This is a genomic window from Acinetobacter sp. WCHAc010034 (assembly GCF_001696615.3).
In the GTDB taxonomy this organism is placed as follows: Bacteria; Pseudomonadota; Gammaproteobacteria; order Pseudomonadales; family Moraxellaceae; genus Acinetobacter.
This window is the reverse complement of record NZ_CP032279.1, coordinates 3,221,803-3,239,048: the sequence shown is the minus strand read 5'-3', so window position 1 is coordinate 3,239,048 and position 17,246 is coordinate 3,221,803. Positions and strand designations below refer to the sequence as shown.

At 51.4% G+C, this 17,246-nt stretch carries 11 protein-coding genes; 5 read left to right on the top strand and 6 right to left on the bottom strand.

From position 1 onward, the window contains the following. The first annotated feature begins 466 nt into the window (after window positions 1-466). From BEN74_RS17120 to BEN74_RS17100, 5 genes are all read left to right on the top strand, one after another. Window positions 467-952: an NUDIX hydrolase gene (locus BEN74_RS17120; protein ID WP_068907594.1), complete on the top strand. Its 486-nt coding sequence runs from the start codon at window positions 467-469 to the stop codon at window positions 950-952. Between the two features lie 4 nt (window positions 953-956). Then, window positions 957-2,090: a tRNA 2-thiouridine(34) synthase MnmA gene (mnmA, locus tag BEN74_RS17115; RefSeq protein ID WP_068907592.1), complete on the top strand. Its 1,134-nt coding sequence runs from the start codon at window positions 957-959 to the stop codon at window positions 2,088-2,090. Between the two features lie 15 nt (window positions 2,091-2,105). After that, window positions 2,106-2,837 carry a high frequency lysogenization protein HflD gene (hflD, locus tag BEN74_RS17110; protein ID WP_068907590.1) on the top strand — a complete coding sequence of 244 codons (732 nt, stop codon included), beginning with the start codon at window positions 2,106-2,108 and terminating at the stop codon, window positions 2,835-2,837. Between the two features lie 57 nt (window positions 2,838-2,894). Further along, complete coding sequence (gene purB, locus BEN74_RS17105) at window positions 2,895-4,283, top strand: adenylosuccinate lyase (protein WP_068907587.1); 1,389 nt, start codon at window positions 2,895-2,897, stop codon at window positions 4,281-4,283. Window positions 4,284-4,361: 78 nt separating this feature from the next. Further along, a complete protein-coding gene (locus BEN74_RS17100) occupies window positions 4,362-4,997 on the top strand; it encodes a DUF2238 domain-containing protein (RefSeq protein ID WP_068907584.1) in 636 nt (211 codons plus the stop codon). 343 nt (window positions 4,998-5,340) lie between these two features. Here BEN74_RS17100 and BEN74_RS17095 read toward each other — a convergent pair whose 3' ends face one another. The 6 genes from BEN74_RS17095 to hrpA all read right to left on the bottom strand — a co-directional run bounded on the left by BEN74_RS17095 (window position 5,341) and on the right by hrpA (window position 17,006). Further along, window positions 5,341-6,261, bottom strand: coding sequence for a LysR family transcriptional regulator (locus BEN74_RS17095; RefSeq protein WP_068907582.1), 921 nt, complete (start codon window positions 6,259-6,261; stop codon window positions 5,341-5,343). A 301-nt stretch (window positions 6,262-6,562) separates the two neighbouring features. Beyond that, a complete protein-coding gene (locus tag BEN74_RS17090; protein WP_068907580.1) occupies window positions 6,563-7,549 on the bottom strand; it encodes an ion transporter in 987 nt (328 codons plus the stop codon). Between the two features lie 185 nt (window positions 7,550-7,734). Next, window positions 7,735-9,450 (bottom strand): AAA family ATPase, encoded by a 1,716-nt coding sequence (locus BEN74_RS17085; RefSeq protein ID WP_068907686.1) that lies wholly within the window; start codon window positions 9,448-9,450, stop codon window positions 7,735-7,737. Window positions 9,451-9,548: 98 nt separating this feature from the next. After that, window positions 9,549-11,567 carry a PcfJ domain-containing protein gene (locus BEN74_RS17080; RefSeq protein WP_068907578.1) on the bottom strand — a complete coding sequence of 673 codons (2,019 nt, stop codon included), beginning with the start codon at window positions 11,565-11,567 and terminating at the stop codon, window positions 9,549-9,551. 346 nt (window positions 11,568-11,913) lie between these two features. Continuing rightward, window positions 11,914-13,029, bottom strand: coding sequence for a beta-ketoacyl-ACP synthase III (locus BEN74_RS17075; RefSeq protein ID WP_068907576.1), 1,116 nt, complete (start codon window positions 13,027-13,029; stop codon window positions 11,914-11,916). A gap of 26 nt (window positions 13,030-13,055) precedes the next feature. Continuing rightward, complete coding sequence (hrpA, locus tag BEN74_RS17070; protein WP_068907573.1) at window positions 13,056-17,006, bottom strand: ATP-dependent RNA helicase HrpA; 3,951 nt, start codon at window positions 17,004-17,006, stop codon at window positions 13,056-13,058. Window positions 17,007-17,246 lie beyond the last annotated feature (240 nt).

Below are 17,246 nucleotides of genomic sequence, written 5' to 3'. Positions count from 1 at the left end.
TCATTTTGCCGGGCCTGCCAGGCTGAATTTGAGCCGGCGCTTTATTCCCGCTCCGCGGCTTGCGCTGAATAATCGGCTAACCCCAATACCCCAAAACAGCTGATATAGCTATAAGCATCTGTATACTTAAAGCAGTATATTGAATCAATTTTTTATATTTAAAATTGCTTTTAGAAACAAATATAACGATAACAGAAAAAGTTATGATTAATGACTGCAGCAATGATCCAGAACTCATAATTAAAGCTCAAATAAAGTCATAAATTAGATTTTTTTAAATCCACCGAACCCAGTTTATCCGAAACCCCACTCTATTTATATAAAAATCATCTGCTTAAATTCAAATAAAAACTCACCTTTAGCAGTTTTAATTCCGGTCAGTAAAGCCTTAAAGAAAAAGCCAATCCGCATAGCCACCGCTCCCTAAATTTTGTAGAATACACCTTTTACCCCATGGTGCTTTTTTATGACCGCTTGGACTGCCCACGTCACTGTAGCAACAGTTATTGAAAAAGACGGAAAATTCCTGTTTGTAGAAGAACATACCGCTGGCGTTACGCATAGCGTGTTTAACCAGCCGGCAGGCCATGTAGAATGCGGCGAATCCATTGTTCAGGCTGCGGTGCGTGAAACTATGGAAGAAACCGGCCATGCGGTAGAAGTCGATGCGCTGCTGGGCATCTATACTTATACCCCGCCCATGTTTCCAGACCGCACCTATTTCAGGTTCTGCTTTTTAGCCCATGTGCTGGAGTATTTTCCAGAAGCTGAACTGGACAAAAACATCATTGGCCCGAAATGGATGACGCCGGATGAGCTGCTTGAAACCGCCCGCGCGCGCAGCCCATTGGTGATTAAGGCTGTACAAGATGCGCTTTCTGGTCAAAAATATCCTTTATCGCTCGTTTATGAGCACCAAAACTCTCCCTTAATTTCAAATTTGGATGCCTAATCCTATGCAACAACGTGTCATCGTCGGTATGTCTGGTGGTGTAGATTCTTCTGTTTCTGCAGCGCTTCTCCTTCAGCAGGGCTATCAGGTGGAAGGCCTGTTCATGAAAAACTGGGAAGAAGATGACGGCACGGAATACTGCACAGCCATGGATGATTTGGCGGATGCGCAGGCGGTTTGCGATAAAATCGGCATCAAGCTGCACACAGCCAACTTCGCTATGGAATACTGGGACCGCGTGTTTGAGCATTTTCTGGCGGAATACGCAGCCGGCCGCACGCCGAACCCGGACATTCTGTGCAACAAGGAAATCAAATTCCGCGCATTTCTGGATCATGCGGTAAATTTAGGCGCAGACTTTATCGCCACAGGCCACTACTGCCGCCGCGGCGCCAGCACAGCCAACTCTAAAGGCGAAGAATATGCACCTTTGCTGCGCGGCGTAGACAGCAACAAAGACCAGACTTACTTCCTGCATGCAGTGCATGGCCGTGAAATCAATAAAACCCTTTTCCCGGTCGGTGAAATTGAAAAGCCTGAAGTCCGCAGGATTGCGGAAGAGCTGGGCTTGGCGACGGCCAAGAAAAAAGACTCAACCGGCATCTGCTTTATCGGCGAGCGCCGCTTTAATGACTTCTTAAAGCAGTATCTGCCTGCGCAGCCTGGAAAAATTGTCCTCGACAACGGCAAAGAGGTTGGTGAACACCACGGCTTAATGTACTATACGCTCGGTCAGCGCGGCGGGATCGGCATTGGCGGCCTGAAAGGCTCCGAAGAAGGCGCCTGGTTTGTGCTGCATAAAGACATTGCAGGCAACCGCCTGGTTGTTGGCCAGGGGCATGAACATCCGCTGATGCAAAGCACTGTGCTGTGGAGTGAAACTGTAGACTGGGTTGCCGGCGAACAGGAAATTCCTGAAACCGGTTTCCGCTGCACAGCGAAAACCCGCTACCGCCAGCCGGATCAGGCATGCACGCTGTACAAAGACCCGGACGCGCCAAATGGCGTGCGTGTGGAGTTTGATGAGCAGCAGCGCGCTGTCACGCCGGGTCAAAGCGTTGTGTTCTACTCAGGTGAAGTTTGCTTAGGCGGCGGTGTGATCCATCATACCAATGCACCTAAACCGGATTTTATTTAAAAGGATTGTTTCGGCATGACAGAGTTACCGTTTCAGCAGCCTCAAACTCTGAATGTTCGCCAGAACCGCGCGCTGGCGCTGGCGGGCGTTTTTCAAGCCGCCCAGCTGACGCATATGACTGCGCTGACTGGACGGCAGAGCATCGGCGAAAGCGGTAACTTTTATCTGGAACAGCTGATTAAAGCCAGCCTGAATATCCGCCCCAGCGGCAAATGCAGCGCGCAAACCTTAGATTTTTTCAATCAGCTGGCCGATATTTCCTTAGGCCTGAAAACCTTAGAAAGCAGCATCAACCAGCCCTTCAATACTTCGCCCACTTCCAGGCTGCCCAAGCTCTCCAGCACCAAACTGCCGATGAGCTATGCCATGGCGCTGCTCCAATTAGAAAAAAAAGTTTACAGCAATCCTAAATTTGTCGAAATCATTGAACAGTCCCAGCAGAAAATATTAAGACAGCTTTCGTTTTTTGATAACAACTATCTGCACCCCAGCGTCATTGCCAGCCTTGCGCAAACCTACGTCGACACCGCCGGGCAGATTAACCCGCGCATTATGGTGCGCGGCAATGCCGAAGCCTTTAAAGATTCCTCGCATACCAACCGCATCCGCGCTTCGCTGTTTACCGGCCTGCAGATGGCGCATTTATGGCGCCAGCTGGGCGGCAGCTCGTGGGGCATGATTTTCAGCAAGCGCAAGCTGCTGCAGGATATTCAAGATCTTGCCCGCTTACAGTATCAGGTGATTTAGCTTGAACTGTTCCGGGCCCTCTGTTTTACGTTTAATTCCAAAGTTTAAGGAATCGCTATGAACGCTTTAACCGCACTTTCTCCATTAGATGGACGCTACGCCAGCAAATGTGATGCGCTGCGCCCTTTCCTCTCTGAGTTTGGCCTGATCCATGCTCGTGTGACTGTTGAAGTGCGCTGGTTACAGGCGCTTGCCAACCGTCCTGAAATTACGGAAGTTCCGGCTTTCTCAAGCGAGACCAATGCAGCGCTGGACGCCATTGTTGCGGATTTTTCTGAAGAAGACGCCAACCGCATCAAGGAAATTGAACGCACCACCAACCACGATGTGAAAGCGGTTGAATATTTCTTAAAAGAAAAAATCGCGCATATTGATGCGCTGAAAAATGCCGGCGAGTTCATTCACTTTGCCTGCACTTCTGAAGACATCAACAACCTGTCGCATGCTTTAATGCTGAAAAGCGGCCGTGATGTTCTTGTTGCCTCTATGCAGCAGATCATTGACTCAATTGCCGCTTTAGCTGAGCAGCATGCTGAGCAGCCAATGCTGTCGCGCACGCACGGCCAGACTGCCAGCCCGACTACTTTGGGCAAGGAAATGGCCAACGTGGCTTACCGCTTAGCGCGCCAAATCAAGCAGTTCAAGCAGGTTGAACTGCTGGGCAAAATCAATGGCGCGGTCGGCAACTACAATGCGCACTACTCCGCTTACCCGGAAATCAACTGGCCTGCGCACTCTCAGGCATTTGTTGAATCTTTAGGCTTGGCGTTCAACCCGTACACCACGCAGATTGAACCGCACGACTACATGGCTGAACTGTTTGACGCGCTGCGCCGCTTCAACACCATTCTGATTGACTTCAACCGCGACGTTTGGGGCTACATCTCTTTAGGCTTCTTCAAGCAGCGCCTGAAAGAAGGCGAAGTCGGCTCTTCAACTATGCCGCACAAAGTCAACCCGATTGACTTTGAAAACTCTGAAGGCAACTTGGGCATCGCAAATGCCGTATTGGCGCACTTGGGCGAAAAACTGCCTATTTCCCGCTGGCAGCGTGACCTGACTGACTCAACTGTGCTCCGCAACATGGGTGTAGGCTTTGCGCAAAGCCTAATCGCTTTTGAAGCCTGCGCTAAAGGCATTGGCAAGCTTGAACTGAATGCTGACCGTATTCTGGAAGACCTGGACAATGCTCAGGAAGTTCTGGCTGAACCAATTCAAACCGTTATGCGCCGCTACAACGTTGAAAAGCCGTATGAAAAACTGAAAGCGCTGACCCGCGGCCAAGCCATGACCCGCGACATGATGGTTGATTTCGTCAACGGCAATGAGCTTGAAGCTGTGCCGGCTGCTGACCGCGCGCGCTTAGCGGAAATGACGCCTGCAACCTATACCGGCAATGCGGCTGAGCAAGCGAAGCAAATCAAAGATTTAATTGCGAAAATCTAATCCGCATTTAAACTGAAAAGCGGAGCTTCGGCTTCGCTTTTTTATCGCCTGAACCAATACAATGAAAGAAAACAACAAATGATTGAATATCAATTGACTGCCAAGCACTGGATTGTCCTTGCCGTTTTAGCGCTCTGCACCGTATTGGCAAGCATCAACCCGCTTGAGCTTGAATCTTACCTGCTGCATCAGGCCGGCACTGTGGTGATGCTGATCGCGCTGTTTTTCTGCCTGAAAAAAATTGGCTTCACCTTTTGGAGTTTCCTGCTGTATATCGGCTTCCTGCTGATTCACATCTTAGGCGCGCATTACCTGTATTCTTATGTGCCTTATAACGAATGGGCTATTCAGTATTTAAATTTTGATCTCAATCAGGCATTCGGCTGGCCGCGCAATATGTATGACCGTTTTGTGCACCTGGCTTACGGGCTGATGCTCTATCCGGCATTTTACCGCCTGTTTCAGGTTTGGCTGCCCTCACTGAAGCCCTTTAGCCTGTATCTGCTGGTCATCCAGTTTGTCATGGCCACCAGCCTGATTTATGAATGGCTTGAATGGCTGATTGCCATTGGCCTGTCGCCGGAAGATGCGGAAAACTATAACGGCCAGCAGGGCGATATGTGGGATGCGCATAAAGACATTTTCCTAGCCACAGCAGGGTCCGCTATTTCCGGCTTGATTGTGCTGCTGAAGCAAGATAAAAAGCCGGTGTAGGCGCACTAATGCCTGTCAGTTTCTTAACTGACTGGCTTTTTCTTTTTAAATTCTAGACTTCATTTGATACGCGGAAGCGTCATCCGCAACCTATCTGACCTTTGAAATGAACTGTTTTTGCAACAAAATTATTTAAGTGCAGAAAGTGAACAGGTTTCGCGGATGACAAATGCTTTTGGTTCTTTTGGCGAAACAAAAGAACAAAACGAGCTCCAAAAATTCGATTTAAAAACGGTAAGGCTCCGCTGTGAATAGCCCAAAAGGTTAAGATGTTTATGGCGAAACTCCTTAGCTTATTAGCATTCCGTGTAGGCGCACCGGCTTCACCTCAGCGCAAAGCGCGCTAAGCTGAATAATAGCTGCTGCGCTTTTGCGAAAATTTTTCCAGCTGCTTTAAAAAGCCTTCAAAATAGCTTTTGTCTTTTTCTTCACTTCTGTAGCCGGCATACAGCGTGCGGCGCAGGCCATTCGGCGAAACGCAGGACAGGCGCCGTGACGCCACCCAGCCTTTCTGCTCATATTCATTCACTACCCAGTCCGGAAGTGCCGCGATGCCCCGCCCGCTGGCCACCAGCTGAATCAGCATTTGAGTCAAGTCGGTAGTGCGGATGCTTTTCGGCTGAATGTTGGCGGGCATAAACAGCTTGGCCATAATATCCAGGCGGTGCTTGTCTACAGGATAAGTAATTAGGGTTTCTTCCGCCAAGTCCTGCACGGTAATGTTTTCCGCACGCACCAAAGGATGCGTATGCGACAGGACCAGGCGCGACTCGTATTCGAAAATTGGAAAGTATTCAATGCCTTTCAAAGTAATGGGATCGGCGGTAATCAGCAGGTCAAATTCGCCGTTCTGCAGCAGCTCATGCGGATTGGCCTCAAAGCCGGAAGCGAAGTCCAAATCCACATCCGGATAGTGCTGGCGGTACAGGTTCAGCAAAGGCATCAGCCAGTCAAAGCAGCTGTGGCATTCGGATGAAAAAGTGATGCGGCCCGTTTGGCCATGCACAATGCGGGTAATGTCTGACTGGGTGATCTGCACTTGCGGCAAAACATCGTCAGCCAGTTTCAGCAAACGCTGCCCAACATTAGAAAATGTCACCGGCCGGGTGCGGCGGTTCACCACTTCTACGCCGTACCAGTGATCCAGCTCTTTCAGCTGATGCGAAATCGCCGATGGCGTTAGGCACAAATCATTGGCAGCCGAAACCAGTGAGCCATGCTCCCTCAATGCAGTCAAAGTTTTCAGATGTCGGATTTCTAACATGTGTGGTATTCCTGCATGCGCTATTGGCTGGTTCCAAGTGAAAAGCTGTCAGTTTTTCACTTTTAAAATTGAATTTTACTCATGTTATCACTGTTTAAAATAATTTCATTCATTTTTTAAATTCAACTGCGGGCAAAACCGCCAATTGAAAATGCGCAGCCGCGCTGCTGCTTTAAATTCAAATGCCCTGCAAATCATGCTGCTTATCCAATTGCCGCCTCATAGCCGAGTAAAATAAACTGCGGATACGCGGCTGCGGATACGCGGCTGCGGAATGGCTGCCGTGCATAGGCAGCCTTAGCTACAATTCAGGCAGTTTCTTGCCGCAATGCGGGCAATAGGCATACTGCTCGCGCTCCTGCTTGAGCGCTTCTTCGCGCTGCTCGCGGATCAGCTGCAGAATAATGTCGTGGGTTTGCTCCGTCGTCAGCCCGACCTCTTTGCGTATTTCCTCAATTTTTTCCTGATCCGCCGCCAAGTCAATTTCAGAGCGCTGCAGCAGTTCCCTGAATTTCAGCTCCAAAAACTGCTTGCGCTGCTGCAGCTCATTGGCTAAGCCATTAGCCAGAATACCGGCAGGCAAGGCCGCCAGCCCGACCCCCAGAATAGTGATAATTGCCCCTAAAAAGCGCCCTAAAGGGGTAATCGGCGTGACATCGCCATAGCCGACCGTGGTTAAAGTCACTACGGCCCACCACATTGACGCCGGTATGGAGTTGAACACCTCCGGCTGGGCTTTATTTTCCACCACATAGACGCTGGCCGCCGCCATGACAATCATGATGCTGAGAATAAAAATAACCGCCTGAAAGGCGCCTTTTTCCCGCTCAATGACCCGCAGCAAAATCTGCAGGGAAACAAAATAGCGGGTGAGCTTCAGCAGCCGCAATAAGCGCAGGATTCTTAAGAAACGCAGGTCGATCGGCACAAAGAAATTGATATAGGCCGGCAAAATCGCCAGCAGGTCAATCACCGCGCCGCCGCTCTTCACCCATTTGAGGCGGTTTTTCCATGCCGACTCAAAAGGCTCATGCTCAGCCGCCGACCAGATCCGCAGCAGATATTCAAAGCTGAAAATAGCAATGGAGATATTTTCAAAAAGGTCAAAGAATAACCGGTAGGACTGATAGATATCATTGACCGATTCCAGCAGCACGGCGGCCGCATTGCCGAGAATCAGCAGAATTAGAAAATAGTTGAGGCCGCGGCTGAATGCTGTTTCATAGTCATCATTATGCAAGTTGTTATAGACAAATTTTCGAAGCGTGTACCAAGCCGTGAGCGCCATAATTGTAAAAATGGTGGTTTAGGAATATTCCCCAGTTTAACTGATGCTGCTCAAAATGGAATAAAACAGCCCAACTAATTGCCTGAAGCGCCGGGCCGGTTCAGGCAAAGCCAGTGACGGCTAAAAAAGCGAAGGCGCTTATTGCAAAACGCCTATGCTGATCCACATTAGCTCAGCGGCCGGCTTTATTCCACAAACAGCAGCGCCAAGCGCACTTGATCATAGCCCATGCGCGGGCTGGTCTGCTCAACAATTGGACGCAGCTTAATGCTGCCGTCATCATTGAAATGCCCCGCTTCCTGACGCTTGCTTAAACGCTTGTAGATTTTACGCACCTGCTCAACCGCTTCTTCGCCGGGGTTAGCGACCGAAATGTCCAGGCCCTGCTCTTTCTGCAGGCGGCCCAAGTGGTTGATAATGGTCGCCGGCGTCAAGCCGCGCTCCTGCGCAATGTCCGGAATATCATAGCCACCTTCAAACAGCGCGCGCGTTTCATCCAGCGTTGCGGAAGCATAATTCTGCTTGCCGCCAGTTTTCGCCAGTTTCTTCTCATTACGCTCAATTTCATATTCATTCAGCGTGCCGCCGCAGTGCCGGATAAAGGCCTTATGCTGCGCGGTAAAATCCGCTTCAGCAAAGTGCTCATCGGCTTCGGCGGACAGCTCCTGAAAACGGCGGTCAGCTTTAATCGCCAGACTGTCCAGCTCCAGCGCCTGATCATTCAGCCCCAGCAGCTTTAAGCCATCCAAGGTCTTCAAGCGGGACAAGGCAACATAGCCTTGGCCTTTTTCAAAAGTGTTGGCCAGATTGATTTCAGCCTGCTCCAAGGTCATGCCCTGCGATTTATGGATGGTAATGGCCCATGCCAAGCGCAGCGGAATCTGCTGGAAGCTGGCAATAGTTTTGCCTTCATCATTATCCACCGACCAGGTTTCCGGCTCGACCGTTAAAGTCGTGCCGTCAGTCAGCTTGACTTTCGGCAGCACGCCATATTCGTCATCTTCTTCAAAGGCAATCACTTCGCCCAAGCTGCCGTTGATATAGCCCAAGTCAAAGTTGTTTTTGACAAACATCACTTTGGCATGCTTTTTCAGCGTCAGGTTTTCCGGCGCGCGCACCGAAGATTTCAGGGTTTCAACCAGTTTGGCATTGCCGTCGCACTGCGCATCAAACTGGCGCGATTCCTGATCAATTTCATTCAGATGCTTAAAGTTGATGCTGTCCACATCCATATTGTGGGTATACAGGCGGGTAAAGGTTTCGCCGATATTCTGGCTGCGGGTCTGCTTCAGCGCCTGCAGATGCTCCTGCGTAATGCTCTGCCCGCGGATGGCGTTTAAAATATCATTCAGATAGTCATTGCCCTGGCGGTGCTGTTCGCTCAGATAGCACACGCGGAATTTGGCTTCGACCCACGCTTCGGACATAAAGCAGAATTTGTCGCGGTTGCGCTCATCATTTTTGCCGACCGGCGGCAGCTGGAAAAAATCTCCGGCAGCAATCACCTGAATGCCGCCAAAGGCCTCTTCGCTTTCCTTAAAATATTTCAGCACTTTATTGACCAGATTCAGCTGCTTGGCATGCAGCATGGAAATTTCGTCAATAATCAGCACTTGGGCATTTTCCAAATGCTCTTTCAGGTATTTGCGCTCTTTCATACGCTTTAAGTCATCATCAGACAGCGCATCTTTAATGCCGATGCCCGCCCAGGTATGAATGGTCATGCCGTTCATGTGGGTGGCTGCGATGCCTGTCGATGCGGTAATGGCGACAGGCACTTTGCGCGCTTTTAAATAGTTGATGTACTGATTAAGCGTATAGGTCTTGCCTGCACCCGCTGAACCGGTTAAGAAGACGTTCTCGCCCGCTTTTAATAATTTGAGTGCAGTTTCCTGTTTCATATGGCCCATACCGTAAAAGAACGGCTATAGCCTAACGAGTTTTGGCTGAAATGTTAAGCGCGATCAGACGCCAATCATGCAGCGGCATGCCTAAGCTGTTAATTTTCCGAGCTTTGATTTTGATTCAGCCAATCAACAAAGCGCCGGGCGGCCTGCATAGACAGTTCATCGGCTTTGGCGTTATCCGGCAGCTCCAGCTGATCGAACAGCAGCCGGCCATTTTCACGCCGGCAGCCCAGCGTCATTCTGTGCGGGGCCTGCGCATGCGCCATATGAAACGCAACATATTCGCCTTCAATGATGCGCTGCGCATAGCTGGCCGCCAGGCAGTGCCGGAACCTTTTAGACTCTTCAATAATCCGCTCAATGCTCTGCAGCTCTTCAAAGCGCCACTGTTCAAATTCCAGCTGTGGCTGCGCGCACACCGGGCGCCACGCCGCCAAGGAAAAATCCTTTTTCAGCTTGGACAGGATTTCCTCTTTCTGAATCTGATCATGCCAAGCCGCGGCCTGATGAAACAGCCCCATCCAGGTCACGCTTTTCGGCACAGTTTTATGGGCTGTAAAATAGGCGCTTAAATAGTCGCGCACATAGGCGTCAAACACGGTTTTGCGCACGGCGCCGGCCTGCAGGTAAAACTGCTGACGGAACTTGTCCGGCGGCATTCTGCGCCGCTGCAGCGCCGTATAAAAGCCGCGCTCCTGCTGCCGTTCCGGCAAAATAAACGCCATGAGGTCTGCAGGCAGAGCCGCGGTTATTTTTTGCAGATGCAGCATAAAGGCCTGCATCACCCGGCTGAGCCTTAAATGCACCTTTTTCAGGGCGGCGCCATCCGCTTTGGCAATGCAGCCGGCCAAAGCAATCCATTCATCCAAATACAGAATGGAAGGCCGGATCGCCGCCCTAGTGTCATCAACGGCTTGGCGCGTGCCCTGCAGCACCGCTGCGGTATTCTGCGGATGCTCAAACCAGTTTTCCTGCACGGCGATGTCGTGGCAGCTTTGAATAAACAGCCGCGCGGCCGCATGCTGGAAATACTGCAGCGCCGCCAGAATCACCTGCGGATGCATTTGACTGCTGTCAATAAAGCTCAGCGCGGCAACTGCGGTGCGGACGCTGCCGTGCTGAATATTCTGACTGACCCAGTCCAGCACCTCCGCCGGCTGCCTGAACAGCCAATTGACCGGCCGCGTGCCGTCAAACAGGGGCAAAACCGCAGCTTTTTTCTGCCAGATGCGCGGGTCTGCAGCCAGAAAGTGCTGCTTAGACAGTGCATCGGCGCGGCGCCAGACTTCGCGGTTCATCAGCCGGACAAAACCCAGCATATGCGGCTGCTCCCGCGCATGCGGATACAGCAGCCGGATGTCATCCTCATGCTCAATTAAATCATTCAGGCTGAAGTGCTCGCGGAATGACAGCGACATGATCCGGTAAATGGCCGGATCTAAAAACTGCGCGGCGCTGAAGCAGAAATCATCATAGCTTTCCATCAGCGCCTGCAGGGGCAAAATCTCCTGCCCCAGCGCCGCGTCTAAGCGGAACATCTGCTGAAAAGCCTGCAGAGCCTCGGCCGGCAGCGGCTGCCGGCGCTGCACCCAGTCCTGCATTGCTGCGCCGCGGCTGCCTTCCGCCTGCATCATCAGCTGATCAATCAGCTCCGCCTGCGCCAGACTCATGCCCTGCAGCGCCTTTTTCACCCGTTCCGCGCCATCCGCCCAAAGGTAAAGCTGCTCAAGCAGCAGTTCCCTCAGGCGCTGGGCCTTGCTGCGCAAAAACAGCGGATGCTGCGCTTTTAAATCGCCGGTCAGGAAGTGCACTTCCTGCAGAAAAAATTCTTCCAGCAGCTCAGCCTTTTGCCCGGCATAGCTAAAATGGCAATGCGCCAGCCCGTGCGAGGCATCTGCAGGCGGGCAGTCTGGCGTAAAAAACTGCACATAAAACAGCTGATGGCCGATTTGAATCTGATGCTGTTCCTGCGCAATTTTAAACAGGCGATGCGCGCTCAGCTTTTCAGCAAGCTGCAGCTGATCCTGCACAATCTGCTTAAGTTCCGGCGATATGCGCTGCAGCTGCCGGGCAATTGCAGCCTGCCGGGAAACCGCCTGCTGTTTTTGCATCTGCGCACCTCGGAGCCGTGATTGATCTTGGCTTTAATATAGTCAAAGTTTCTGCGCGGCTCTACCTATTTATCCGCGGCACATAAAAAATGGCTGCGGCCCATATTGCGGACCGCAGCCATTTGCTGCCGCCGGCGGAAACAGCCGGCGTTAAAAGCGCTTAGGCAGCTAATGCTGATCAGTTAAGCGTAATTTCATTATTACAGATTGATAAATCTCCCCTAACCCCTCTTTGAAAAAGAGGGGAACTCCCTTTAATTCAATACGGTATTGAACTTCGAAACGCTCCCTCCTTTGAAAAAGGAGGGTTGGGGAGGATTAAAAATGCTTAACTGACTGGCATTACTTAGGCAGCGGCTTGTTTCTGCACCAGAATAGAACCGACCGAATAGCCGGCGCCAAATGAGCAAAGCACGCCGTATTCGCCGTCATCCACCTGATCCGCGCTGCGGTTCAGGGCAATAATCACGCCTGCAGATGAAGTATTGGCAAACTCATCCAGAATAATCGGCACTAAATCCGGCTGCGCATGCTCTTTGCCGACCACCAGCTTCAGAATCAGCTCATTCATGCTGGCATTGGCCTGATGCAGCCAGAAGCGCTTCACATTGACCGGCGCAATCTGATTTTTTTCCAGCTGCGCGGTAATCATTTTCGCAACCAGCGGGCAGACTTCCTTAAACACTTTGCGGCCGTCCTGGCGGAAGCGGTTATTGTCGATATCCGCCTCTGCTTCGCTCATGTTCAGGTAGCCGAAGTTGTTGCGGATATTGTTGGAGAACTGCGTGAACAGGCTGATGTCCAAGACTTCAAAGCCGGCTTTGCTTTCGGTTTCTTCAATGATGGAAGCCGCAGCCACATCGCCGAAAATAAAATGGCAGTCGCGCGAACGGAAGTCGGTATGGCCTGAAGTAATTTCGACATTCACCAGCAGCACGCGGCGCGCGCCGGCTTTAATGGCGTCATAGGCCTGCTTAATGCCGAAAGTGGCAGCGGAACAGGCGACATTCATGTCATAGGCATAGCCCTGAATGCCCAAAGCGCTTTGGATTTCAATCGCCACCGCCGGGTATGCGCGCTGAATATTTGAGCAGGATAAAATCACCACATCAATGTCTTCAGCTGTGACGCCGGCCTGCGCCATCGCCTGCTTGGCGGCATTGATGCCCCACTCCGCCTGAATGGAAAGCTCGTCATCTGCGCGCACATGCAGCAGGGGGCGCAGGCGTTTCGGATCTAAAATGCCAGATTTTTCTGCAACATAGCGCTGCTTTACACCCGATGCTTTTTCGATGAACTCGGCGCTTGAACCGCGGCGCTCTTCCAGTTCGCCGGCTGCGATTTTTTTCGCATTGTCCTGATTGTACTGTTCCACATAGGCATTTAAACCTTCAACTAACTCTTCATTGGTAATGACGTGCTCTGGGTGATATACGCCCGTACCGGTAATGCGGATGCCCATGTAAAACTCCTGATTGAAATTGCCTGCTATGAACTGATTCCAAGCCGTTCCCATGCTTTCTGCAAACGGGCTGGCGAAACCGGCATCTTGGTTTTCATCGGCTGAGAAAACAGTGAAATGCGCAGCTCCTCGACCATGAAATACAATTCTTTAAGGTGGGTGTCATTTTTAAACTTGAATAATTTTTCCATCCACGGGTCAACTTGATCAATGGCGGCGTTGTCCCTTTGCAGGTTATTGGGCAAGCGCTCTAAACGCAAGACCAAGGCCTTCAAATAGCGCGGAAATTCCTGCCACACATCGGAAGATTTTACATAGACAAAGTCCGCAAGGCTCATCAAATCCAGCTGATCTTCAATGTCATCAATGTTTTTTCCAAACACAGAATCGTCTGCAAGCAGCAGTTTGCGGCGGATATCCTGCCATTGAATGTAAATCTCAGTTAAAACCTGCAGCGCCTGCTGCCCATGCGTTAAGAAAGATTTCCTTACATTTAAAACCAAGCTTTGGAACTCTTCCGCATTGACAGGAAGCTCATTTATTGCAAGCTGCAGTGTAGCATAAACTAGCATCTGCTCCAATTTAGCTTTGTCGCCCAATGGTGAATACGCCAACGCCAGCGGCTTGGAAATCTGCTTTTTCAGCTGGCGCACCAGGTCGCCCAGCTGCATATGCACCAGATGAATCACCCCCTGGCGGTGCTGCTTGATGGCCTCGTTCTGGTCATTGAAGGTTTGAATCACCACGCCGGTTTCATCTTTCTGCTCTAAGTCCGCAAAGCTTTTGCCGGGCACCAAAGCCTGATACTGCTTCACCACTACGCCAGTCACTTTTTGCGAAGCTTCAAAGACAAAGCTTTCAGGAAAGGCCTTGAACTCGCCTTTCAGCTGCTTGACCGGGCTGTGAGTTTCGGTGCGGCAGCGCGCTTTCAGCTCGCTTAAGTCGCGGCCCTGCTCAATCACGCGGCCTTTTTCATCAATCACTTTAATCAGCGGCAGCAGGTACTGCTCTACGCGCTCAAAAGAAAAGTCTTTTTCCGTGATTTGCTCGCCGCGCAGCTGAAAGGCCAGAAAGCTTAAAATATGCTGCTGCAGATTGACCGCATCAATGCGTGAAACCAGTTTGCGCGCGGTATCTGGAATCGGCACCAGGCTGCGGCGCTTATCTTTAGGCAAAGACTTCAGCAATGCTTCAATCAAGTCCTGACGCCAGCCGGGAATGCCCCAAGACCACAGGTTTTCATCCACCTGCGGCAGCGCCTGCACGGGAATGCGGACCGTTGCGCCATCTTCATCATGGCTGGGGTCAAAACGGTAGCTGGCCGCCAAGCGCAGTTCGCCGTTGCGCAATGCGTCTGGAAACTGCTGCGTCGCCGGGCGGTCATTCATCCACAGCGCATCGTCATCGACAAATAAATAGCGCGGATTCTGCGGCTCTACCGTTGCGCGCCAGTCTTCAAAACTGCTCCGGCTGGCCACTTCCGGCGGCACTTTCGAAGCATAGAACTGGTAAATGGTTTCTTCATCCACCACCAGATCACGGCGGCGCAGCTTGTCTTCAACCCGCTCCACTTCTTCCAGCTTCAGCAAGTTATGCTTTAAGAATGGCGGCGTGATGCCTAAGTGGCCGGTGGTCAGCGCATCGCGCAGGAAGATTTCATGAGCGGCCGGCTGATCGACTTTCTCATAATTGATGGCGCGCTTCGGCTCAATAATCAAGCCGAATAATGAAATCTGGTCATAGGCATTCACCACGCCGGCTTTTTTCGACCAGTGCGGTTCAAAATAATGATGCTTCAGCAGATCCGGCGCCGCCAGCAGAATCCATTCCGGCTCAATTTTCGCCAATGTGCGCAAATAAACCTGAGAAGTTTCCACCATTTCAAAAGCCATCACCCACGGGGTATTGGTTTTATGCAGAGTTGAAGCCGGGAAAATCCGCGCTTTTTGCTGGCGCACCGCCATGAAGACATTGCGCTCATCGGTCTTATTGGCAATAAAGGACAGCAGCCCGGTCAGCAAGGCGCGGTGCAGGTTTTCATAGCTGGCTTTTTTATCATTGAAGGATAATTTCAGGCCTTTAGCCAAATCGACCAGCTGCTCATGGGTTTTCTGCCATTCGCGCAGGCGCAGCCAGCTCAGGAAATGATTGCGCGCAAAAGTCCGGCGCTTATTTTCGCTCATGCTTTCGCGGTTATGGTGCAGCGTTTCCCACAGCCTGATGTAAAACAGAAAGTCCGAATCCGCCTCGCGGAATAAAGCATGCTTTTGATCGGCCTGCATCTGCTTGTCCGCAGGGCGTTCACGCGGGTCCTGCACGGCCAGCGCTGCCACAATCACCAGCATTTCGTTCAGTACACCAAAATGCGCGCCGCCTAAAATCATGCGCGCAAGGCGCGGATCAATCGGCATTTTCGCCATTTGCTGGCCGATTTTGGTCAGGGAATCGCCCTTGTCCTGAGGCCCGCCTTTGGCAATGGAGGATTTAGGAGGATTGGATGCTGCAGAATCTCCCGCAGCCGCTTTTTCAGCAAAAGGAGCTTTCTTTTCAGTCATCGCCCCCAGCTCAATCAGCAGCTTGCGCCCGTCATTCACCAGGCGGAGATCCGGCGGCTCAATAAAATCAAAATCTTCCAGCGCGCCCAAGCCCAGGCTCTGCATCTGCAGAATCACCGAAGCCAAGTTGGTGCGCTTAATTTCCGGCTCAGTAAATTCAGGACGGCTCTGGAAATCTTCTTCGCTGTACAGGCGGATGCACACGCCCGGCGCAATACGGCCGCAGCGCCCTTTGCGCTGATTGGCCGCGGCCTGCGAAACTGCTTCAATCGGCAGGCGCTGTACGCGGGAACGGTAGTTGTAGCGCGAGATCCGCGCAAAGCCGCTGTCAATGACGTAGCGGATATTCGGAACGGTTAAAGCAGTTTCCGCCACGTTGGTGGCGATAATAATGCGCCGCCCGCCGCCCGATGGATTGAAGATTTTCTGCTGTTCGCCCAGCGCCAGCCGGGCATACAGCGGCAGGACTTCGGTATGGCGCGGGCCATGCTTCTGCAGGGTTTCCTGCAGCTCGCGGATTTCCTGTTCTGTGCTGGCGAAAATCAGGATATCCGCATATTCAGGATGGCCTTTCTGCTGCGCATCCTGAAAGCATTCTTCCACGGCAGACACTACAGCGCGCGGCAGGTTTTCTTCAAAATCATCAAATTCATCATCATCGCTGCCGCCAATATTCAGTTCAGAAATCGGCCGGTAGCGCAGCTCTACAGGGAAGCTGCGCCCTTCCACTTCAAAAATCGGCGCGCCGTTAAAGTAGCTGCTGAAGCGGTTGACGTCTAAAGTCGCCGAAGTAATGATGACTTTCAAGTCCTTGCGGCGCGGCAGAAGCTGCTTTAAATAGCCCATGATGAAGTCGATATTCAGCGAGCGTTCATGCGCTTCATCGATAATAATGGTGTCGTATTTGGTCAGATAGCGGTCATGCGCCAGTTCCGCCAGCAGAATGCCGTCAGTCATCAAGCGGACAATTGAGTCCTGCGAGCCCTGCTCATTAAAGCGCACTTTAAAGCTGATGGCCTCGCCCAGCTTCTGGCCCACTTCTTCCGCAATCCGCTGCGAAACGCTGCGGGCCGCCAAGCGGCGCGGCTGGGTATGGCCGATCATGCCGGTCAAGCCGCGGCCGGCCAGCATGGCAATCTGCGGCAGCTGCGTGGTTTTGCCTGAACCGGTTTCACCGGCCACAATAATGACCTGATTTTTTTGAATCGCTTCAATCAGCTTGTCCGCCGACTGGGTCACCGGCAGCTCCTGATTCAGCTTTATTTTTGGAATGCGGCTCAGGCGCTCCAGCACTTTAGCATGGGATTTTTCAACTAATTCCTGATGCTGCTTTTCATCGGCATCTTTCCCTTTACGAAGTCGATTTAAACGATGACGGTCACGCGCCATCACCAGATGGTCAGCATTTAAATGACTCTGCACAGAACAAGATTCCTAATAAAAACAGCAATAGGCCATTTTACGCTGTAATGACACGCAGCGGAAGAACAGAGATTTTGTTTAATTTTAACTTTTTTAATTTTTACCCTTGAATTTTGCCATTAGAGGCATCATGTTTGAATGCAAGTTGAAGAACCGATGATTTTGTCATTTAGTCATCACATTATTCATGCTCAATGGGCGGAATGATCAAGCTTGATGAAATGGCTCTTTTAATAACCG